General features: G+C 54.0%; 20 protein-coding genes. 16 read left to right on the top strand and 4 right to left on the bottom strand.

Annotated features, from left to right (window positions below; all coding sequences use genetic code 11):
• Positions 1-3: 3 nt before the first annotated feature.
• A complete protein-coding gene (gene ubiA, locus ABKW30_RS28985; RefSeq protein ID WP_348602441.1) occupies positions 4-999 on the bottom strand; it encodes a 4-hydroxybenzoate octaprenyltransferase in 996 nt (331 codons plus the stop codon).
• 138 nt (positions 1,000-1,137) lie between these two features.
• Between ubiA and purD the strand changes: the two genes are divergently transcribed.
• Positions 1,138-2,415 carry a phosphoribosylamine--glycine ligase gene (gene purD / locus ABKW30_RS28990; protein ID WP_348602442.1) on the top strand — a complete coding sequence of 426 codons (1,278 nt, stop codon included), beginning with the start codon at positions 1,138-1,140 and terminating at the stop codon, positions 2,413-2,415.
• Positions 2,416-2,420: 5 nt separating this feature from the next.
• On the opposite strand, the gene ABKW30_RS28995 is transcribed toward purD, so the two are convergent.
• On the bottom strand, positions 2,421-3,599 hold the full coding sequence (locus tag ABKW30_RS28995; protein ID WP_348602443.1) for a GH25 family lysozyme: 1,179 nt from the start codon (positions 3,597-3,599) through the stop codon (positions 2,421-2,423).
• 190 nt (positions 3,600-3,789) lie between these two features.
• On the opposite strand from ABKW30_RS28995, the gene ABKW30_RS29000 reads away from it, so the two are divergent.
• Both ABKW30_RS29000 and ABKW30_RS29005 read left to right on the top strand, forming a co-directional pair.
• Positions 3,790-5,565 (top strand): acyl-CoA dehydrogenase family protein, encoded by a 1,776-nt coding sequence (locus tag ABKW30_RS29000; protein WP_348602444.1) that lies wholly within the window; start codon positions 3,790-3,792, stop codon positions 5,563-5,565.
• Between the two features lie 9 nt (positions 5,566-5,574).
• Positions 5,575-6,327 (top strand): crotonase/enoyl-CoA hydratase family protein, encoded by a 753-nt coding sequence (locus ABKW30_RS29005; RefSeq protein WP_348602445.1) that lies wholly within the window; start codon positions 5,575-5,577, stop codon positions 6,325-6,327.
• A gap of 3 nt (positions 6,328-6,330) precedes the next feature.
• Here ABKW30_RS29005 and pdxH read toward each other — a convergent pair whose 3' ends face one another.
• Positions 6,331-6,942, bottom strand: coding sequence for a pyridoxamine 5'-phosphate oxidase (gene pdxH / locus ABKW30_RS29010; protein WP_348602446.1), 612 nt, complete (start codon positions 6,940-6,942; stop codon positions 6,331-6,333).
• A gap of 50 nt (positions 6,943-6,992) precedes the next feature.
• Here pdxH and ABKW30_RS29015 point away from each other — a divergent pair, with 50 nt between their 5' ends.
• The 4 genes from ABKW30_RS29015 (at position 6,993) to ABKW30_RS29030 (ending at position 10,022) form a co-directional block, all read left to right on the top strand.
• A complete protein-coding gene (locus ABKW30_RS29015; RefSeq protein WP_348602447.1) occupies positions 6,993-7,463 on the top strand; it encodes an RT0821/Lpp0805 family surface protein in 471 nt (156 codons plus the stop codon).
• 124 nt (positions 7,464-7,587) lie between these two features.
• Positions 7,588-8,508 carry a DnaJ C-terminal domain-containing protein gene (locus ABKW30_RS29020; protein ID WP_348602448.1) on the top strand — a complete coding sequence of 307 codons (921 nt, stop codon included), beginning with the start codon at positions 7,588-7,590 and terminating at the stop codon, positions 8,506-8,508.
• A gap of 91 nt (positions 8,509-8,599) precedes the next feature.
• The gene (gene fabI, locus ABKW30_RS29025; protein ID WP_008125268.1) at positions 8,600-9,418 is read left to right on the top strand and encodes an enoyl-ACP reductase FabI; all 819 of its coding nucleotides are present in this window, start codon (positions 8,600-8,602) and stop codon (positions 9,416-9,418) included.
• Positions 9,419-9,431: 13 nt separating this feature from the next.
• Positions 9,432-10,022 (top strand): histidine phosphatase family protein, encoded by a 591-nt coding sequence (locus tag ABKW30_RS29030; RefSeq protein ID WP_348602461.1) that lies wholly within the window; start codon positions 9,432-9,434, stop codon positions 10,020-10,022.
• Between the two features lie 9 nt (positions 10,023-10,031).
• Here the strand turns inward: ABKW30_RS29030 and ABKW30_RS29035 are convergent, their stop codons facing one another.
• Positions 10,032-10,286 carry a DUF1344 domain-containing protein gene (locus ABKW30_RS29035; RefSeq protein WP_348602449.1) on the bottom strand — a complete coding sequence of 85 codons (255 nt, stop codon included), beginning with the start codon at positions 10,284-10,286 and terminating at the stop codon, positions 10,032-10,034.
• Between the two features lie 167 nt (positions 10,287-10,453).
• Here ABKW30_RS29035 and aroC point away from each other — a divergent pair, with 167 nt between their 5' ends.
• From aroC to ABKW30_RS29080, 9 genes are all read left to right on the top strand, one after another.
• The gene (gene aroC, locus ABKW30_RS29040; RefSeq protein WP_348602450.1) at positions 10,454-11,548 is read left to right on the top strand and encodes a chorismate synthase; all 1,095 of its coding nucleotides are present in this window, start codon (positions 10,454-10,456) and stop codon (positions 11,546-11,548) included.
• 15 nt (positions 11,549-11,563) lie between these two features.
• Positions 11,564-12,667 (top strand): 3,4-dihydroxy-2-butanone-4-phosphate synthase, encoded by a 1,104-nt coding sequence (gene ribB / locus ABKW30_RS29045; protein ID WP_008125260.1) that lies wholly within the window; start codon positions 11,564-11,566, stop codon positions 12,665-12,667.
• A gap of 100 nt (positions 12,668-12,767) precedes the next feature.
• The gene (locus ABKW30_RS29050) at positions 12,768-14,051 is read left to right on the top strand and encodes a cystathionine gamma-synthase family protein (RefSeq protein ID WP_348602451.1); all 1,284 of its coding nucleotides are present in this window, start codon (positions 12,768-12,770) and stop codon (positions 14,049-14,051) included.
• Positions 14,052-14,141: 90 nt separating this feature from the next.
• On the top strand, positions 14,142-15,068 hold the full coding sequence (locus ABKW30_RS29055) for a histone deacetylase family protein (RefSeq protein ID WP_348602452.1): 927 nt from the start codon (positions 14,142-14,144) through the stop codon (positions 15,066-15,068).
• A 3-nt stretch (positions 15,069-15,071) separates the two neighbouring features.
• Entirely contained in the window at positions 15,072-15,326 is a 255-nt protein-coding gene (locus ABKW30_RS29060; RefSeq protein ID WP_008125256.1) for an exodeoxyribonuclease VII small subunit, read from the top strand.
• Positions 15,327-15,397: 71 nt separating this feature from the next.
• Positions 15,398-16,321 carry a pirin family protein gene (locus ABKW30_RS29065; RefSeq protein ID WP_348602453.1) on the top strand — a complete coding sequence of 308 codons (924 nt, stop codon included), beginning with the start codon at positions 15,398-15,400 and terminating at the stop codon, positions 16,319-16,321.
• A 102-nt stretch (positions 16,322-16,423) separates the two neighbouring features.
• Positions 16,424-18,343, top strand: a complete 1,920-nt coding sequence (gene dxs, locus ABKW30_RS29070; protein WP_348602454.1) for a 1-deoxy-D-xylulose-5-phosphate synthase — start codon at positions 16,424-16,426, stop codon at positions 18,341-18,343.
• Between the two features lie 9 nt (positions 18,344-18,352).
• Entirely contained in the window at positions 18,353-19,087 is a 735-nt protein-coding gene (locus tag ABKW30_RS29075; protein WP_348602455.1) for a TlyA family RNA methyltransferase, read from the top strand.
• A gap of 12 nt (positions 19,088-19,099) precedes the next feature.
• Complete coding sequence (locus tag ABKW30_RS29080; protein WP_348602456.1) at positions 19,100-20,329, top strand: class I SAM-dependent RNA methyltransferase; 1,230 nt, start codon at positions 19,100-19,102, stop codon at positions 20,327-20,329.
• Positions 20,330-20,595: the final 266 nt, after the last annotated feature.

Raw genomic sequence — 20,595 nt, forward strand, 5'->3', positions numbered from 1 at the left:
AGCTCAGAACATCGGTTTGACGACAGTCCAGAGACCGCCGCCGACCAACCCAAGGAAGATCAGCCATCCGACAACGGTGTTCGATTGGAATAGCCGCAGGCATTCATCCGGATTGTCGATATCGAGAGTCATGATCTGGCGATACATATGCGCGCCTGCCGCCAACAGACCGGCGACGGCGGGCATAGGGACTTCCGCAACCGCAAAGGCACCGAGAAACAGCGCCAGCGCCCCGCCGTAAAGAACCATCAGTGCTTCACGTGTCCGGTTGCCAAACAGTCTCGCGGTGGAGCGTACGCCCACCAATGCGTCATCTTCCTTATCCTGGTGGGCGTAGATTGTGTCATAGCCGATGACCCACAGGATCGAACCCGCGTAAAGCAGGACCGCTGGCCAATCCAGCGAGCCGAAATGGGCTGACCAGCCAACCAGTGCACCCCACGAAAACGCCAACCCCAGCACGAATTGCGGCCAGTTGGTTATGCGTTTCATGAATGGGTAGATGGCGACGATTGCCAATGATGCTATTGCGAGCACAATGGTGAACAAGTTCAACTGGACGACAACCGCCAGACCAACCAGTGCTTGCAGGACCAGAAATATCTTGGCTTGTTTTCTGGTGACCTGACCGGAAGGCAATGGGCGGGAGCGTGTGCGTGCAACCTTGTTGTCGATATCTTCATCGGCAAGGTCGTTATAGGTGCAACCTGCACCGCGCATGGCGATTGCGCCGACAAGAAAAAGCACCAGATGATAGGGCGAGGGCAGGACAGACCAGATTGCGTCGCCAACCTTTGCACCTGCCGTTGCCGCAAGGGCCGTTGCCCACCAGCACGGCCACAGGAGGAGCCACCATCCGATTGGCCGATCCCAGCGCGCCAGTTGCGCATAGGGCCAAAGCCAGTTTGGCAAAGTGCGGTAGACCCAATGCCCCGAAGGGGCATCGAACACACGGCCACGAGCCTGCCGCGACTGAACATCATCTTTTTCCGTAATCATGATTTGACCTTGCAGCGGCGACCGGCACAGTCAAGCACTCTATGCGCATTTTCAGGGCAAATTTATACTGCGCGCTTGACCCATGGGCCTCAAAGCCATACCGACACGGCAATAAATGTTTCTTGGAGCGGAATTTCGATGAACGTCTTGCTGATAGGTTCCGGCGGCCGCGAGCACGCATTGGCGTGGAAAATGGCTGCATCACCCGCCCTGACAAAACTCTATTGCGCCCCGGGCAATCCCGGAATTGCTGATGTTGCCGAATGCGTAGCGCTCGACCCATCAGATCATGCGCAGGTTCTCGCATTCTGCAAGGAACATTCAATAGATTTTGTCGTCGTTGGCCCCGAAGCGCCGCTGGTTGCCGGAATCGCTGATGATCTTCGTGCCGGCGGACTATCGGTATTCGGTCCCTCGAAAGCGGCGGCACGTCTTGAAGGCTCCAAAGGCTTTACCAAGGATCTTTGTGCTCGCTTTGATATTCCCACAGGTGCCTATCAAAGATTTACACAAGCTGATGCAGCCAAGACCTATGTTCGGCAGCAGGGTGTACCAATCGTTGTCAAGGCGGATGGGCTGGCGGCTGGTAAAGGCGTTGTTGTTGCCTTCGAAATTCAGGAAGCGCTGGATGCGGTCGATGCCTGCTTTGAAGGGGCCTTTGGTGGTGCCGGTGCGGAAGTCGTTGTCGAGGAGTATCTTGATGGCGAAGAGGCAAGTTTCTTCTGTCTTTGCGATGGCAAGGTGGCCCTGCCTTTTGGGACGGCACAGGACCACAAGCGCGTGGGAGATGGCGATACCGGCGTCAATACTGGCGGCATGGGAGCCTATTCGCCTGCACCAGTGATGAGCCCGGAAATTGTTGATCGCACCATGCGCGAATTGATTGAACCGACAATGCGCGGCATGGCTGAAATCGGCGCTCCGTTCAGCGGCGTGCTCTTCGCAGGGCTTATGATTACCAAGGATGGCCCAAAGCTGATTGAGTACAATACGCGCTTTGGTGACCCCGAAACGCAGGTTCTGATGCTGCGTTTGAAGGATGATCTGCTGTTGCTTTTGAAAGCTGCTGCGGATGGCGCGTTGGATCAGATGTCAGTGCGCTGGAACGATGATCCGGCATTGACAGTTGTCATGGCTGCCAAGGGCTATCCGGCTTCCCCCCAGAAGGGCAGCCTCATCAAAGGCGTCGATGGTGCGGCAGAAGACGATTCAGTGGAAATTTTCCACGCGGGTACGGCACTTAGAGACGGCAATCTTGTTGCCAATGGCGGGCGCGTGCTGAATGTGACGGCCAGTGGTAAAAACGTGCAATTGGCACAGGAAGCAGCCTACAAGGCAATTGCAAAGATCGATTGGCCCGAGGGTTTCTATCGCCGTGATATTGGATGGCGGGCAATTGAGCGGGAACGCAGCTAGTCGTTCTACCGACTGGCGACGCAATGTCTGATTGGGGCAGCCAAAGGCGACCAAGACGCCCATTGAATGGATTGTTTCAAACCTTGTGTGACCGTTCTTACTTGTAACTTCTCCGGAATAATTACCCTTTGCTGTGGCACCGAGGCTGTCATGGTCATGTCGATATCCGCATCTGTGGGAGCAAAGAACTGACTGATCCCGGTAATGAGATGCTTTGTTGTGGCTGTCTGTGCCAATCCCCAAAGTGCCCGATAGTCGACTATGGGTGCTTCGGCCGCAGCCATAAGGATATCATCCTGCGGGTAGGGGCGATTGCCCGGCATCGGAAGATTTTCCGGAGGTAATGCGCGCACCAATTCTCCCAGTGGCCATGCGTTCTTCAACTGCGCCACAGTCATGTCGGCCACATTGACGTCTATGTCGCGATTGGTACCCGCTGGCCTGTAAGGACACCGTTGTTTGGTACAGTTACTTTGGGAAGTAAATTGCCAAAGCGCGTAATCCTGCCAGTTCCCTTTCGGAAAATGCGGAGCAATATTGCTTTCATATCGTGCATACCATAGCTGCAGACGGGATAGCGTCGGAAACTCGAGTCGCCTATCCGCGATATATTTTGCCGTTGTGCCATTGGTATAGAGTACCGGGTAGCGGCCTGTCCGCAGTTTTATATGCTCGGCAAAAATCTGCGCGTCCTGCAATGACATAAAACGCTCAGGATCATTGTCTTCAATGTCGATTGCAATCAGCTCATCGTCGCTTGGCTCGGCGTAATCAATAAAATGGTTGGCTTGTTCAATCGGATTGCCGGGGCGACCAAGATGATACGCACCCCATTTCAGCCCAAGAGCTTTGGCCAAGGTCCGGCGGGTCTGATAAAGCTCCCGCGAAACCGCATAATTGCGCCAGATGCGCATGCATAATTCCTGTTGCATTGCGTCAGTGATGCGCTTGCAATGGTAATTGGCGGGCAAACCATCCGAACCCTTATGAATGAAAGCTGCTATGCGTGGATCTTTGACGATTTCAGCAAGGTTGAATGAATTGTGTTCATAGCCATCAAGCACGATTGCGCGGGCTTTGTTAGACCATGGCGTGGTGAATTCCGAAGCCGCATCCGCACCATTACTGAAGCACAATCCAAGCAGGATGGCCGCAAAAGCAAATGTGGATCGTCGGATCGTCAATATGATGCCTCGCAATGGAATGCTTTTTGGATACCATTAAGGATGGTGGCTTCATTGGGTTAACATGGCGTTAACCATAGCAAAGAAGCAGTTTTGGGATAAATTCTTACGTTTACGTAAAAATCCTCTTGCCTTTCAGTATCCGGCAGTTGCAATGTCGTCTTGCATAACCAGATGAGGAGACTGTGATATGTACCGCGCGCCTGTCGAGGATATCGCTCATACTTTGAAAAATGTCGCTGGTTTGACCGCGGCTATAGAGCAGGGCCGTTTTGGCGATCTTTCCGACGATCTGGTGGATGCGATTCTGCAAGAAGCTGGAAAATTCGCGACATCGCGCGTTGCTCCTCTGCTTCAGCTTGGCGACAAGCACGGCACCCCTCTGAAAAATGCTGCCATTACCATGCCACCTGGCTGGAAGGACGTTTATCAGGAATGGGTTTCCGGGGGCTGGAATGCCTTGACCGGCAAGGAGGAATTCGGTGGGCAAGGCTTGCCGATGACACTGGCTATCGCGACATTTGAAATGTGGAACTCGGGTTCCATGGCATTTGGCATCGGCCCAACGCTCACTCTGGGCGCTATCGAAGCACTTGAGGCGCACGCCACAGAAGGATTACAGCAGACTTATCTCCCGAAACTTGTTTCCGGCGAGTGGATGGGCACGATGAATCTGACCGAGCCGCAGGCGGGCTCCGATGTTGGCGCGCTACGTACACGCGCCGAGCGCGCGGATGATGGCACCTACCGCATTTTCGGCAGCAAGATATTCATTACCTACGGAGAGCACGACCTAACCGACAATATTGTCCATCTGGTTTTGGCGCGCCTGCCGGATGCACCCGCGGGAACCAAGGGTATCTCCCTATTTCTTGTGCCCAAATATCTGGTCAATGAGGATGGTTCTCTCGGGGCACGCAATGATGTGTTTTGTAGCAGTATCGAACACAAAATGGGCATACACGGCTCGCCGACATGCACGATGATTTACGGTGATGGTTTCGCAAAGGAAAGTGAACCTGGCGCAATCGGCTGGCTGATCGGCGAGGAAAATCGCGGGCTGGCCTGCATGTTCACCATGATGAACAATGCTCGCCTTGCTGTGGGTATTCAGGGGGTGGCAGTCGCTGAGGCGGCCTACCAGAAGGCACTGACCTATGCCGGAGAGCGTCGCCAGATGCGAGCGCCTGGCTGGACAGGTGAGGGCATGAGCCCGATCATCGAACATCCTGACGTTCAGCGAAATTTGTTGACGATGAAAGGCCTGACTGGAGCCGCCCGTGCGATTTCCTACGCCTGTGCTCACGCGCTGGATATGGCAAAAACAGGCACGGGAGATGAAGCTCAACATTGGTCCGATCGGGCAAATCTGCTCACACCGGTAGCAAAGGCATTCTCAACGGATATCGGCGTTGATGTCGCATCAATCGGCATTCAAGTTCATGGTGGAATGGGGTTCATTGAAGAGACCGGTGCCGCTCAGTTTCTGCGTGATGCTCGCATTGCGCCGATCTATGAAGGCACCAACGGAATTCAGGCCATTGACCTCGTGCAACGCAAGCTCGCTCTTGGCGGTGGTGGCCATATCAAGGGCTATATCGGTGAGCTTCGCACAATTGCCGATGCTGTTGCGGTCTCAAACAGTCTGGATTTTGGAGAAACAGCAGGGCGCCTGCAAGCGGCACTCGATGATTTGGAAAGCACCGGTAACTGGTTGCAGAAAGCTCTGGCTGATGGGCAAATCAGCGAGGCTCTCGCTGGCGCAACCCCATATCTGCGGCTGTTTGGTTTGGCTGCTGGTGCGACCTATTTGGCGAAAGGCGCTTTGGCAGACAGTAGCGCCCGTCACAGGGTTCTGGCGAGATATTTTGCCGAGAATCTTCTTGGTGAGACCAGTGCCCTGAAAGATCGCGTTATTAATGGCGCAGCAAGCGTGCTCGGCGCGCGTGCCGCACTCAGTCTATAGGAAGATTAAATGTCAGAACATATTCAGATCGAACGGCAAGGCGCTGTCCAGATCATCCGTCTCAACCGTGCCGATAAGAAAAATGCACTTACCCGCGCCATGTATGCCGCCATGACAAAAGCCATGGTTGAAAGCGATAACGACGCTGATATCAGGGCAAACGTATTCTTCGGTACACCCGGCGCGTTCTCTGCCGGCAATGATCTGCAGGACTTCATGGCATTTGCGATGTCGGGCCAAATGGGCACGGAAGTGTTCGATTTTCTTATCGCCTTGGCCAATTCGACAAAGCCGCTATTGGCCGGGGTAGATGGTCTGGCAATTGGCATTGGGTCGACGATCCATTTTCATTGCGATTTGACATTCGCCACACCGCAATCTCTGTTCAAGACGCCTTTTGTCGACCTCGGGCTTGTTCCTGAAGCGGCATCCAGCCTGCTTGGGCCCGCATTGATGGGATCACAGCGCGCATTCGCTTTTCTTGCTAACGGTGATGGATGGAGCGCAGCGGAAGCAAAAGATGCCGGGCTTATCTACAAGATTGTCGAGGCTGCCGACCTTGAGGCGACTGTTCTGAAAGCCGCAACCGATATTGCGGCTAAACCACCAGAGGCGATGCGGATAACCCGTGACCTCTTGCGCATGCCGCGCGAAGCGGTGGTGGAACGCATGCAGCTAGAAGCAAAGCATTTCAGTGAGCGATTGCAGGCCGAAGAGGCCCGCAATGCCATGGTCAATTTCTTCTCACGAAAGAAGTCCTGACGGCTAAGGATAAAGTCTTTCCTTGCCCCAATCACCTTCCGGCGTCTCACGGCTGAATACTACCCGGTCGTGTAGCCGAAACGGTCTGTCATGCCAGAATTCGATGGAAGTAGGCCTGATCCGAAAGCCTGACCAATGTTTAGGGCGGGGAATTTCACCGATTGCGTGACGGGCCGTGTATTCGGCGACGGCCTTCTCCAGAGCGAACCGGCTTTCAAGCGGCCGGGATTGCTTGGAGGCCCATGCGCCGATGCGGCTGCCGCGCGGACGTGTTGCGTAATACGCGTCGGCTTCCTCGTCACTGACGATTTCAACCGGCCCTCGAACTCGAACTTGCCTGCGCAGCGTTTTCCAATGAAAACACATTGCAGCTTTCATTGAGCCGAGAATTTCTATGCCTTTTTGGCTTTCGAAATTCGTATAAAAAACAAAGCCTTGAGTGTCGAATCCCTTTAAAAGCACCATGCGAACATCAGGCAACCCGTCCTTGTCCACAGTTGCAAGCGCCACTGCATTCGGGTCATTCGGCTCAGTTTTAACAGCGTCCGCTAACCATTCGTCAAACAGCGCGAATGGTTCGGATTTTTCTGTGAAGTCATCTATTGTTAACTTCATTTAATCCATAGTCCCATAGTCATTTCGAATTGGCCTTGTTAAAGAGAGATATGTGTTTGGCGCTTCTACGACCCGATAGCAAGAAGTTCGTTGCAAAAAAACAGCAAGGTTTTGACGCCGTAAACGGCCTCGCCGCCGCTGTTTTTGTCTGCGCTCTTTCCGGTTGTGCCATGAAAGATTTCAGTATCGAGAAAGCCGTTCCCGACAAGGCAACCATAACCGGTTCCGTCAATCCTGCACAACAGGTCGACGTCAAAAGCTCATCGGACCAGAATACGATCCGCAATATTGTGTCGGCTCTTAATTTCACGCAATGGGGCAACAAACCCTTGCCTTGGTCAAATCCTGAAACGGGCAGCCAAGGCACCATTACCGCCATTGCCGAGAAAAAAGACGATACCGGGCTTTGCCGGGAGTTCCAGACATCCCGCGAATCATTCGATGGTGTGATGCTTTATAAGGGCGAAACCTGCATGCAGAATGGTGGTCAGTGGGCGTTGAAATCCTTTGCGCCCATGTAATAAGCCAATTTGAACACCAATATTCATTTTTGAGTCTAAAAATCTGGAATTTCTTCCTATTTAAGCCCATATAGGCGAAAAGCAATCTGACAACCTGTTCGCTGTCGCGAGGAAAGGCACTCACATGCGCGATCCGTATACCGTGCTGGGCGTCGCCAAAACGGCAAAACCAGACGAAATAAAATCGGCGTTCCGCAAGCTCGCCAAGAAATACCATCCCGACCAAAATCAGGATGATCCCAAGGCGCAAGCTAAATTCTCTGAGATCAACCAGGCCTATGAAATTGTCGGCGACAAGGAACGCCGCGGCCAGTTTGATCGCGGTGAAATCGACAATGAAGGCAAGCAACGCGCGCCCCAAGGTTTTGAAGGCTTCTCGGGTGGTGGCGGTGGAGACCCGTTTGCGGGTTTTGGCGGTAGGCAGCGGCCCGGCAATTTTGAGTTCCGGAGTGGAATGGGCGGCACCTCCGGATTTGGCGCCGAAGATATCCTGAGCAGCCTGTTTGGTGAAACAGCTGGTATGGGTGGTGCACGTCGCGGAAGTACACGCAAGGGTGCTGATCTGCAGGCAACGATTGATGTCACATTGGAACAGGCTGCCGGTGCTGAGAAGGTCGAAGCAGTCTTCCCGAATGGCAAACGCTTGGCCATTAAACTGCCCGCCCAGGTTGAAAATGGTCAAACGATTCGTCTGAAAGGACAGGGCGAGGCTGTTCCGGGCGGTACGGCGGGTGACGCTTTGGTCACAGTCCGCTTCAAACCGCACGCAAAATTCCGTGTTGAGGGTCGAGACCTTCACGTGGAGTTGCCCGTGAGTTTGCGGGACGCAGCGCTTGGCTCACGGCAGGAAGTTGAGACCTTGAGTGGCCGCATTGCGATGAAAATCGCTCCTTGGACCAGTTCTGACCGCGTTTTAAGGCTGAAAGGTAAGGGTTTGCCGAAAAAACCTGACAGTCACGGTGACCTTTTCGCGCATGTCCGGATTATGCTTCCAGAGGATGGTGATCCCGCTTTGGAAGCGTTTTTGCGTCAATCTGACGTTTGAAAAACCAAATCCGGGGTGACAGTGTGCTTGAAGCCCGGCGCGGGCTGTGCGATACCGCACAACAATCATAAGTCTCATGAAGGGTTGGTATATGACCGCCAAAACTGGTTTGATGCAGGGTAAACGCGGCCTTATAATGGGTGTCGCCAATAATCGGTCGATTGCTTGGGGTATTGCCAAGGCGGCACACGATGCCGGCGCCGAACTTGCGTTCACCTATCAGGGCGATGCGTTGAAGAAGCGCGTCGAGCCGCTTGCGCAGGAGCTGGATGCATTCTTGTGCGGCCATTGCGATGTTTCAGACGCATCAACGATTGACGCATGTTTCGAAGCGTTGGAAAAGCATTGGGGTAAGATCGACTTTCTTGTTCACGCGATCGGTTTCTCCGACAAGGATGAACTGACGGGTCGTTACGTCGATACCTCAGAAGCGAATTTCACCAAGACCATGCTGATCTCGGTTTATTCGTTAACCGCTGTTGCCAAGCGTGCTGAGAAGTTGATGACCGATGGTGGTTCCATTCTTACGCTGACTTATTACGGCGCAGAAAAAGTCATGCCGAACTACAACGTCATGGGTGTCGCGAAGGCTGCGCTCGAGGCGAGTGTGAAGTATCTGGCCGTAGACCTTGGCCCGGACAACATTCGCGTCAACGCAATTTCGGCGGGCCCAATCAAGACGCTTGCTGCATCCGGCATCGGCGACTTCCGCTATATTCTCAAGTGGAACGAGTACAATGCGCCGTTGCGCCGTACCGTTACTATTGAAGAAGTCGGTGATGCAGGCCTTTATTTCCTTTCAGATCTGTCGCGCTCTGTCACAGGCGAGATACATCATGCTGATAGCGGATATCATGTCGTTGGCATGAAGGCCGTCGATGCGCCGGACATATCAGTCGTCAAGGATTAATGCCAAAGTGAATTTGCCTGACACGATTATCTATTTCTCGCGTCATGGCGAGACGGACTGGAATGTGTCTGAACGCATTCAGGGCCAGGAAAACATCGATATCAATGCGCGGGGCCGGGCTCAGGCCGACCGTAATGGTGACTTGATGAAATCCCTTATCGGTGACGGTGAGGGATTTGATTTTGTCGCTAGTCCCTTGCGTCGTACACGGGAGACGATGGAGCGTATCCGCACGCGAATGGGCATCGATCCTCATGACTACCGCACTGATCCGCGACTTATGGAAGTGAGTTTCGGCGACTGGCAAGGCTTCATGATCGAGGACATTGCTGCCAAGACCCCTGAATTGGTTGAGGCGAGGGCGCGAGACAAGTGGAATTTCGTTCCACCGGGAGCTACCGCTGAAAGCTATGCGATACTTGGAAAACGGGTTGCCAATTGGTTATCCGAAGTAACGGGTCCAACTGTCTGCGTGACCCACGGTGGTTGCCTGCGAACGATTTTCCAGATGATCAATGGTTTGGACGGGCATGACGCTGCAAACCTTGCCATCACGCAGGATCATATTCTGCGACTTGAGAACGGTAAGCTGACCTGGATGTAACAACCGGCCCTATTCGGTTGTTTCTTCGATATCAGTGATGAAGCGTTCCTTGTTCACCACGTCGAACATCAAGGTCACTTTCATGCCCTGTTCAATGACGCTCAGGTCGAATTCGCCTGGCAATTTGTAGACCTTGCCATCGTCAAGCGTAATCGTGGAATTGTCTTCATCGATTTTGGTAATTGTACCTTGCGCATCGTCGGCCAATGCACCAACCGGAAACAGTGAAGCAACGAACATGAATGCTGCAACGAAGAAGCGCATCTGAGATTTCCTTTATATCAATATCGACCGGTTAATCAGACAAGTTAGACCGTTCATTTATGGCAAAACAATTGCTTTTTTTGTCATGAATGAAGGAATTTCAGAGACGGGTTTGACCACAGGTGCAAACGCTCATAAAACCCCCTGACAAAAAGACGGGTAGGCTCATGTCGCATAATACGTTCGGTCATCTTTTTCGTGTTACCACTTGGGGCGAAAGCCATGGCATTGCACTTGGCTGCGTTGTAGATGGATGCCCACCCGGTATTTCTTTTACCGAAGCTGAGATTCAGTCATATCTGGATAAGCGCAAGCCCGGACAATCGAAATATACGACGCAGCGTCGTGAACCGGATCAGGTTCGTGTGCTTTCCGGCGTGATGCTGCAGGATGATGGCGTCACGATGATTTCAACCGGCACGCCCATATCGATGATGATTGAGAATACCGATCAGCGTTCGAAGGATTATGGCGATATTGCCCGCCAGTATCGCCCCGGCCATGCCGATTATACTTATGACGTGAAATATGGCATTCGCGACTATCGTGGCGGCGGGCGCTCATCTGCGCGTGAAACCGCTGCACGCGTGGCTGCTGGAGCGATTGCCCGCAAGGTAGTGCCAGGACTTGTCGTTCGTGGCGCACTCGTCAAAATGGGTGTGCATTCGATAGATCATAGCCGCTGGGATTGGAATGAGATCGATAATAATCCGTTCTTCGCACCGGATGCCGGTTCGGTTGATACATTCGCCGCCTATCTCGATGGTATTCGCAAAGCCGGTTCATCCGTCGGTGCAGTCATCGAAGTGATCGCAGAAAATGTACCGGCCGGTCTCGGCGCTCCAATCTACGCAAAGCTGGATCAGGATATTGCGAGCTATCTCATGTCGATAAATGCCGTAAAAGGTGTCGAAATCGGCGATGGCTTTCATGCAGCAACGCTTACCGGCGAAGAAAACGCCGATGAAATGCGTATGGGCAATGACGGCAACCCGATTTTCCTGTCAAATCATGCAGGCGGTATTCTTGGCGGTATTTCCAGCGGCGCGCCCATCGTGGCTCGGTTTGCAGTGAAACCAACATCATCGATCCTGACGCCGCGTCAAAGCATTGACGCAGATGGCAAGCAGGTGGATGTCATGACCAAGGGCAGACATGATCCCTGTGTTGGTATCCGTGCAGTGCCAATCGGCGAGGCTATGGTTGCCTGTGCAATTGCAGATCACTATCTCAGGCATCGCGGCCAGACCGGCCGTATTTAATCAAGGGAAATGTCCATGGCCTATAATCAAAAGCGGGTCGTTGATGCACTTCGTGCCTTCGAACGTGGTGAAATCGTTGTTGTCATGGATGATGACGGGCGTGAAAACGAAGGCGATCTGATTGTTGCGGCGGTTCACTGTACGCCTGAAAAAATGGCGTTCATCGTGCGTCACACGTCGGGCATCGTATGCACACCCATGACTCGCGAGCATGCCAAGCGCCTGAATCTCGCTCCTATGGTTGCAGATAATGATGCGCCACACTCTACAGCATTTACCGTTACAGTTGACTACAAGCACGGTACGACGACAGGCATTTCTGCCGAAGATCGCACGCTGACTGCCCGCAATCTGGCGAACCCGAATGCGGGTGCGGTAGATTTCGTTCGCCCCGGCCACATCTTTCCACTTGTCGCCCGTGAAGGTGGTGTTTTGATGCGGTCCGGTCATACGGAGGCGGCGGTCGACCTTTGTAAGCTGGCCGGTCTGCCACCTGTCGGTGTCATTTGCGAACTGGTGAATGATGATGGGACTGTTATGCGCGGTCCTCAGGTTTCCAGTTTTGCAGAAACCCATAATCTGCAACAGGTAACGGTCGCAGACCTTATCGCTTACCGCCAACGCAAGGAAACGTTGATTGAACGTATAGGTGAATACGAAATCGATACTTGTGCAGGAACTGCAAAAGCTATCACCTATGCGCTGCCATGGGAGCCAATGCATCACGCCGCCATTGTTTATGGCGATATTCGCGATGGTGAAGATGTTCCAGTTCGCTTGCAACGTGAAGACGTATTGAGCGATGTGTTCGGCACGCGCAACACGCTGGATAGCATCATGAAGCGCATTGCTGAGGAAAAGCGGGGCGTCATCGTTTATCTGCGCGAAGGTTCCGTCGGGGTTGGACGTGAAGATGATCGTAACCGCGCATCATTGCAGGAGCGCGAGGCCCATGCGGAAGCCCGCGTGCGTGACGAAGAATGGCGGCAGATCGGTCTTGGTGCGCAGATATTGAAAGATCTTGGAATAACATCGATCCGGCTTCTGGCCTCGCGTGAGCGCCATTATGTCGGGCTCGAAGGCTTTGGCATCCAGATCACCAAAACCGATATCATTTAAACTTTCGTAGAATTGCGAAGCTGGCAGCATATTTGCAAGGAATAGTCGCCAGCTTTGCTATAACCTCGCCGCGAAACGCCACGCTTAGCGAGGAAGCATTATGACTGCACCACATCCTTCAAAGACCCGTATCGGTAATCATGAACTGCATCCGGAAACCCTGATGCTGAACTATGGTTACGATCCAGAACTGTCGGAAGGGGCGGTGAAGCCGCCCGTATTCCTCACATCCACATTTGTCTTCAAGTCTGCAGAGGAAGGACGGGACTTTTTTGATTTCGTCTCCGGTCGGCGCGAACCGCCAGCAGGTACGGGCGCCGGACTGGTCTATTCCCGCTTCAATCATCCCAATAGCGAGATTGTCGAAGATCGGCTTGCTGTTTACGAGCGCACGGAAAGCTGCGCTCTTTTTTCCTCCGGCATGTCCGCCATAGCAACGACACTGCTTGCCTTTGTCCGTCCTGGAGACGCAATTTTGCATTCGCAGCCGCTCTACGGCGGTACAGAAACACTGTTGGCCAAGACTTTTCTCAATATGGGAATTGCTGCCGTGGGTTTTGCTGATGGCGTCAACGAAGCCTCCGTTCAAAGCGCCGCGGATGAGGCTATGAAGAAGGGTCGGGTTTCGGTCATTCTGATAGAAACTCCGGCAAATCCTACCAATAGTCTGGTTGATGTCGCTATGATCCGCCGGATTGCAGAGGTGATTGGTGAGAAGCAGGGGCACCGTCCGGTTATTGCGTGTGACAACACTTTGCTTGGCCCCGTTTTTCAACGGCCAATCGAACATGGAGCGGACATTTCGCTTTACTCGTTGACCAAATATGTCGGTGGCCATTCCGATCTCATTGCCGGTGCAGCCCTTGGCTCCAAAGCCGTAATGAAACAGGTAAAGGCCCTGCGCGGTGCCATCGGTACGCAGCTTGATCCGCATTCCTGCTGGATGCTGGGTCGTTCGCTTGAAACCCTGAGCATCCGCATGGAAAAAGCCAACACAAATGCGCTGGCAATCGCTGACTTTTTGCGCGATCACCCCAAGGTCGAGAAAATTCACTATCTGCCCTACCATGACCCGTCATCGCCGCTGGGTAAAACCTTTGCCGCACAATGCACGGGTGCTGGTTCGACGTTCTCGTTTGATATTCGCGGCGGCCAGCCGGCGGCCTTCAAATTCCTCAACGCTTTGCAGATATTGAAGCTGGCGGTCAGTCTTGGCGGCACGGAATCGCTGGCCAGCCATCCGGCAACCATGACGCATTCCGGTGTACCGCTCGATGTGCGCCAACGCATTGGCGTTCTTGATTCGACCATCCGGCTCTCGATCGGCATCGAGCACCCTGATGATCTGATTGCGGATCTGGCTCACGCGCTGGAACAGGCTTGAAAGTATAAAACTCGTAGTTTGGGACTTGTATAAGCGGAAGGGGCTGTGCAGATTTGCATGGCCCCTTCGTCTTTGCTACCGGGAGTCTTAATGGTCACGCGTCTCTACACCCATCCAATCTATCTTGAACATCTGACGCCTGCGGGACATCCCGAGCGGCCAGATCGCTTGCGCGCACTCGGCAAAGTATTGGGCGACACTGCATTCGATGCGTTGGACCGGGTTCAAGCCCCGATGGGTGATGAAGCGACCATTCTTTACGCTCATCCGCAGTCTTATCTGGAGCGCGTACGCGTGACGATACCGCAGGAGGGGCTAACGCGGGTCGACTCCGATACAACTGTCAGCCCGAAAAGCTGGGAGGCGGCTCTCACAGCCATTGGAGCAGCAAACGCAGCCGTTGACGATGTTTTCAACGGTAGGGCGGACAGCGTGTTTGTGGCATCAAGACCACCAGGACACCATGCCGAGCGTGATAAGGCCATGGGTTTTTGCCTGTTCAACAATGCGGCGATTGCTGCCCGTCATGCGCAGAAGGCGTATGGTATCGAGCGGGTCGCTATTGTCGATTGGGACGTGCATCATGGCAATGGTACACAGGACATCTTCTGGGAAGACCCGTCCGTGCTTTATTGCTCGACGCACCAGATGCCGCTTTATCCGGGGTCCGGTGCTAAAAGTGAAACCGGCGCAGGTAATATCGTCAACGCACCGCTTGACCCGGACACCGGCAGCGATCACTTTCGCGAGGCATTCAACACCCGCATTTTGCCGTCGCTCGATGCTTTCCAGCCGGAGCTGATCATAATCTCCGCGGGCTTCGATGCACATCACCGCGATCCTCTTGCGGAAATAAACCTGAATGAGGATGATTTTGACTGGGCAACGGGCAAGCTGATGGAAAGAGCTGGGAGCTACGCATCAAATCGGCTTGTCAGCCTTCTGGAAGGCGGGTACGACCTCAAGGGTATGTCGCTCTCAGCGGGTGCACATATCAAACGCTTGATGGAAGGATGACAGATGGCCGATACACCCAATAACTCCGATATCGCTGCCATGAGCTTCGAACAGGCGCTCGATCAGCTTGAGAAGATTGTTGATGATCTGGAACGCGGCGATGTTCCGCTGGAGCAGTCGATTCGGATCTATGAGCGTGGCGAAGCCCTCAAAAAGCATTGCGATGCGTTGCTGAAATCCGCTGAAGACAAGGTGGAGAAGATCAAACTGGGCCGCGATGGCCAGCCAGTCGGAACAGAGCCACTCGATCCGGAGTGACATCAGGGCGCGCTGTTCAGCTTGTCCGTCTGCGGTTATGGTAAGGCTTCAATAGTCTGGAGCTGTGCCTTATGAGCTTTTTCCCCGGCAACGATCCTGAACCCGGCGATGCCATCGCCGTCGATTCAATCGAAACGCTGATCATACCCCGCACCAGCGATATTGGCGGGTTGGAAGTGCGTCGTGCCCTGCCCACCGCAAAGCGCCGTTTGGTCGGGCCGTTCATATTTTTCGACCGCATGGGCCCGGCAATTCTTCGCCCAACCGATCCATTGGACGTACGCCCACACCCCCATATTGGCCTATCGACAGTCACTTACCTGTTTGACGGCAATATCAGGCACCGCGACAGCTTGGGCACCGAAATGGTTATCAAGCCGGGCGATGTGAATCTGATGACAGCCGGTCGTGGTATTGTCCATTCCGAGCGCTCACCGGAAGAATTGCGCACGCAGCCGCTACCGATATCGGGTTTGCAGACATGGCTTGCCTTACCCGATCATCTCGAAGAAATTGATCCTACCTTTGCCAATACCGAGGCAAACCAATTGCCAACGCTGCAAGAGGCAGGCTTTGACGCGCGCGTCGTCATGGGCGAGTTTCACGGGGCAAGCTCAAAAGTAAAACAGCACGCGGAAACGCTTTATGTAGATATTCGCCTGCAACCAGGCGCCCATATCCAGATTCCTGCCAATGCGGCGGAAGAGCGCGCCATTTACACGCTGGATGGACCGGTTGAGATTGCCGGGCAGAGCTTCCCGGCAGATCGCCTTTTGGCTTTCCGTCCGGGCGATGAGATTGTTATCTCTGCTCCACAGGGAGCACACTTCATGCTTTTCGGCGGGGCTACCCTATCCTCAAAGCGTTATATCTGGTGGAATTTCGTCTCTTCGTCGAAAGAACGGATCGAGCAGGCGAAAGAGGAATGGCGGACTGGCCGCTTTGATATCGTGCCCGGCGACGAGGAAGAGTTCATACCCCTGCCCGAAAATTGACGCGAGCCGTCGTTAAAACCCGGCTGCTTGCCGGTTCCGGGGATTTGCTCTAGGACAACTCGCATCCGGTAGATTTTTGACACTGAGACTGGAATTTGGATAGTGAGCAAGAAGCCTGAAACGCCATTGTTGGATCGTGTGAATATTCCCTTGGAGCTTCGCGCTTTGCCGGAATCCGATCTGCCGCAACTGGCGCAGGAGCTTCGAACAGAGCTGATCGATGCGGTTTCCACCACTGGCGGGCATCTTGGTGCCGGGCTTGGCGTTGTTGAGTTGACGGTTGCCTTGCATCACGTTTTCGATACGCCGCATGATCGCATCATCTGGGATGTCGGTCATCAGGCTTATCCTCATAAGATTTTGACCGGCCGCCGGGATCGTATCCGCACCCTTCGGCAGGAAGGCGGACTTTCCGGTTTTACCAAGCGCAGCGAAAGCGACTACGATCCTTTTGGTGCCGCGCATTCCTCGACGTCGATTTCGGCCGGGCTTGGCATGGCGGTCGCAAGCGACCTTGCAGGTATAAAGCGCAATGTCGTCTCTGTGATTGGCGATGGTGCCATGTCAGCAGGCATGGCCTACGAAGCCATGAACAATGCTGGCGCACTGGACGCGCGGCTTATCGTAATTCTCAATGATAACGATATGTCGATTGCCCCGCCAACGGGTGCCATGAGCGCCTATCTCGCCCGTCTGGTTTCAGGCAAGGCCTATCGATCATTCCGCGAAACAGCCAAGCAACTCGCCAAGAAGTTGCCGAAGTTCCTTCAGGAAAAGGCGCGGCGCTCGGAAGAATATGCCCGTGCCTTCTGGACCGGTGGCACCATGTTCGAAGAGCTGGGCTTTTACTATGTCGGCCCAATTGATGGTCACAATCTGGATCATCTGCTGCCGGTATTGAAAAATGTGCGTGACACCATGGATGGACCTGTCCTTATTCACGTGGTGACGCAAAAAGGCAAAGGATACGCCCCTGCCGAGGCATCCGCAGACAAATATCATGGTGTAAACAAGTTCGATGTGATTACCGGCGCGCAGGCAAAACCACCTGCAAATGCGCCAAGCTATACCAAGATTTTTGCGACCAGCCTTATTGAGGAAGCGCGCCATGATGGCAAGATTGTTGCTGTCACTGCGGCAATGCCAGGCGGCACAGGCCTTGACCTCTTTGGCGAAGTGTTCCCGGACCGGACATTCGATGTCGGGATTGCCGAGCAGCATGCCGTTACTTTTGCGGCAGGCCTCGCCAGCGAGGGGTTGAAGCCTTTCGCTGCAATCTACTCAACCTTCCTGCAGCGTGGTTACGATCAGGTTGTGCACGATGTGTCGCTGCAAAATCTGCCAGTGCGTTTTCCGATTGACCGGGCAGGTTTGGTAGGTGCCGATGGTGCCACCCATGCAGGTTCGTTCGATACGGGCTTTCTTGCCGCACTTCCGGGATTTGTGGTCATGGGCGCCTCGGACGAAGCCGAACTGCGTCATATGGTGCGCACCGCAGCTGAATATGATGAAGGTCCGATTTCCTTCCGTTATCCGCGCGGCGATGGAATTGGTATTGATCTCCCCGAGCGTGGGAGCATTCTTGAAATCGGCAAGGGGCGCATTGTTCGCGAGGGCAGCAAAATTGCACTCTTGTCCTTTGGCACACGTTTAGCTGAATGCATCGTGGCCGCGGACGAGCTTAACGCGGCGGGTCTATCTACAACTGTTGCCGATGCGCGCTTCGCAAAGCCTCTGGATGAAGATTTGATCCGCCGTCTGGCTCGTGAACACGAAGTGCTTGTGACTGTGGAAGAGGGCGCAGTTGGAGGGTTCGGCTCGCATGTTCTTCATTTCCTCAGCCGGGATGGACTTCTGGATCATGGATTGCGTGTACGCACGCTGACGCTTCCCGATGTTTACCTTGATCATGCCAAGCCTGAGGTTCTTTATGCCCGCGCTGGTCTCGATAGTGCAGGAATAGTTCAGGCGGTGTTTGGTGCGCTCGGGCGCGAATACATGGTCGCGCCTGCCCGTGCCTAAGATCAAATAATGCGGCTCGATCAACTCCTTGTCGAAAAGGGCCTTTTTGCAACCCGTTCGCGAGCGCGGGATGCAATCATGCGCGGTACGGTAAAGGTTGATGGAGGCATCGTCACCAAGTCAGGTGCTTCGATTGCAGAGGCGGCAGTGATTGCCGTAGATGATCCTGCAAGTTCCTATGTTTCCCGTGCAGCATTGAAATTGATTGCCGGGCTGGATCAATTCGCGATCAAGGTTGCGGGTACAGCTCTGGACATAGGCGCTTCAACCGGTGGTTTCACTCAGGTGCTACTTGAGCGAAATGCAGACCACGTGATCGCAGTGGATGTTGGATCTGGCCAGCTGCATGCCAGCCTGATGGCAGATTCCCGGGTGACTAATCTTGAAAATCTCAATGCGCGAACTCTGACCCGGGATGTCCTGGGTGGAAAGCATGTAGGTCTGGTAGTCTCGGATGTAAGCTTCATTTCCTTGAAACTCGCCTTGCCGCCCGCACTCGAATTGGCTGAAAAGGGTGCTCATTGTGTGCTGCTGGTGAAGCCGCAATTCGAGGCTGGACGCGAAGCGATAGGCAAGGGCGGCATTTTGCGCAATCCGGAGGATGGGATTCGCGTTGCAAATGATTTAAGAGACTGGCTGGATCAATTGCCGGGCTGGAAAGCATTGGGGCTTTGCCCTTCACCCATAGAGGGTGGTGACGGCAATCGCGAATTTCTTCTTGCCGGTATTAAAAGCAGAAACTGAAAAGACAGATCAATGAGCACGCGCGTAACAATTGAACGGATGGGCGCCGGTGGCGATGGTATTGCCGCGACCGCTGCTGGAAGCGCCTATGTGCCATTTTCGCTGCCCGGCGAAGTAGCTAATGTCGCGCTGGAAAATGGCCGCGCGACAATGATGGCTCTTTTGGAACCATCACCTGAGCGCATCGCACCGGCGTGCCGGCATTTCGAAGAGTGCGGCGGCTGTACGTTGCAGCATTGGCAGGATGGCGCCTATCAGGAATGGAAGAGGTCACTTGTTCAGGAAGCGCTTGGCGGCAGGGGGCTGACATTCAAGCTCGATCCGCTGGTGCCATGTCAGCCGGAAACGCGTCGCAGAACTGTATTTGCAGTGCGTACCAGTGAGCGGGGAGCCGTGCTCGGCTTCAACAGGCATCTCAGCCACGAACTTATCGATATCGCCGAATGTCCGATTACCGTGCCGGAAATCGTGTCGCGCCTCGACGATCTGAGGGAAGTGGTGGCTGTACTTGGTGGAGGCATGAAGCCGTTCAAACTTACAGTGACGTCGACAGCATCCGGACTTGATATCACCGCTTCCGGATGTGGCGCACCTGATGCAGCAAAGCGTCAGGCGCTTACCGGCCTAGTGATCAAAAAAGGTTTTGCACGTCTTTCTTTTGAAGGCGAGATTATTGTCGAGCCTAGAAAGCCGCTTGTTCATTTCGGCAAGGTGCCGGTTTTCTTGCCGCCGGGAGGTTTCCTGCAGGCCACCACCGATGCTGAAAACGCGATGTGTGATTTGGTAACGGGGCATCTCGCTAAAGCAAAAAAGACGTTGGATCTGTTTTGCGGTTCCGGGACTTTTGCAATGCGGATAGCCGAAAAGTCATCTGTACATGCGGTCGAGAACGATCAGGGCGCCGTAGCTGCGATTGATCGCAGTGTCCGATTTGTGCAGGGACTAAAGCCGGTTAGCGTTGAACGACGCGATCTGTTCCGCAGGCCGTTTCTGGCGCGTGAACTTGCACCGTTTAATGGTCTCGTTTTCGATCCACCGCGTGCCGGTGCCGAAGCGCAAGCAATCGAAATCGCAAAATCGTCTGTTTCAAAGGTGGCCGCTGTTTCCTGCAATCCCGTTACGCTGGCCCGTGATTTGAGCATTCTCGTCAAGGGCGGATATAAGATTGACCGCGTAGTGCCGATTGACCAATTTCTCTGGTCATCGCATGTGGAAGCAGTGGCATTGCTCAGCAAGAAGTAGTCATTTGTCCTATGGATGGTGAGCCCTCCTGAGCGTGTCGAAGGGCGAACCACGCACCAGTAATCATACGACCCTCCATCCATCCGAAAATAAATCTCAAGAAACTTATCCAACAGCTTTGGAGCTGATTTATTCTTTGCGTGTCCTTCCCGCGGGGAACTGCTTCCGGAGCCGTTCGAAGTTGGGGAAGGATGGGCGCCTCCGATGGCGGGTTACGGACCCGTTGTCCGGGGAAGTTCTGTCCAAGGGTTCCCCTGCCGTTACTA

Source organism: Phyllobacterium sp. SB3, from assembly GCF_040009165.1.
GTDB lineage: Bacteria > Pseudomonadota > Alphaproteobacteria > Rhizobiales > Rhizobiaceae > Phyllobacterium.

What these genes read in the sequence shown, in the direction of transcription:
- ubiA (WP_348602441.1), bottom strand. Translation starts at nt 999, where the DNA reads ATGATTACGGAAAAAGATGATGTTCAGTCGCGGCAGGCTCGTGGCCGT.
- purD (WP_348602442.1), top strand. Translation starts at nt 1,138, where the DNA reads ATGAACGTCTTGCTGATAGGTTCCGGCGGCCGCGAGCACGCATTGGCG.
- ABKW30_RS29000 (WP_348602444.1), top strand. Translation starts at nt 3,790, where the DNA reads ATGTACCGCGCGCCTGTCGAGGATATCGCTCATACTTTGAAAAATGTC.
- ABKW30_RS29005 (WP_348602445.1), top strand. Translation starts at nt 5,575, where the DNA reads ATGTCAGAACATATTCAGATCGAACGGCAAGGCGCTGTCCAGATCATC.
- pdxH (WP_348602446.1), bottom strand. Translation starts at nt 6,942, where the DNA reads ATGAAGTTAACAATAGATGACTTCACAGAAAAATCCGAACCATTCGCG.
- ABKW30_RS29015 (WP_348602447.1), top strand. Translation starts at nt 6,993, where the DNA reads ATGTGTTTGGCGCTTCTACGACCCGATAGCAAGAAGTTCGTTGCAAAA.
- ABKW30_RS29020 (WP_348602448.1), top strand. Translation starts at nt 7,588, where the DNA reads ATGCGCGATCCGTATACCGTGCTGGGCGTCGCCAAAACGGCAAAACCA.
- fabI (WP_008125268.1), top strand. Translation starts at nt 8,600, where the DNA reads ATGACCGCCAAAACTGGTTTGATGCAGGGTAAACGCGGCCTTATAATG.
- ABKW30_RS29035 (WP_348602449.1), bottom strand. Translation starts at nt 10,286, where the DNA reads ATGCGCTTCTTCGTTGCAGCATTCATGTTCGTTGCTTCACTGTTTCCG.
- aroC (WP_348602450.1), top strand. Translation starts at nt 10,454, where the DNA reads ATGTCGCATAATACGTTCGGTCATCTTTTTCGTGTTACCACTTGGGGC.
- ribB (WP_008125260.1), top strand. Translation starts at nt 11,564, where the DNA reads ATGGCCTATAATCAAAAGCGGGTCGTTGATGCACTTCGTGCCTTCGAA.
- ABKW30_RS29050 (WP_348602451.1), top strand. Translation starts at nt 12,768, where the DNA reads ATGACTGCACCACATCCTTCAAAGACCCGTATCGGTAATCATGAACTG.
- ABKW30_RS29055 (WP_348602452.1), top strand. Translation starts at nt 14,142, where the DNA reads ATGGTCACGCGTCTCTACACCCATCCAATCTATCTTGAACATCTGACG.
- ABKW30_RS29060 (WP_008125256.1), top strand. Translation starts at nt 15,072, where the DNA reads ATGGCCGATACACCCAATAACTCCGATATCGCTGCCATGAGCTTCGAA.
- ABKW30_RS29065 (WP_348602453.1), top strand. Translation starts at nt 15,398, where the DNA reads ATGAGCTTTTTCCCCGGCAACGATCCTGAACCCGGCGATGCCATCGCC.
- ABKW30_RS29075 (WP_348602455.1), top strand. Translation starts at nt 18,353, where the DNA reads ATGCGGCTCGATCAACTCCTTGTCGAAAAGGGCCTTTTTGCAACCCGT.
- ABKW30_RS29080 (WP_348602456.1), top strand. Translation starts at nt 19,100, where the DNA reads ATGAGCACGCGCGTAACAATTGAACGGATGGGCGCCGGTGGCGATGGT.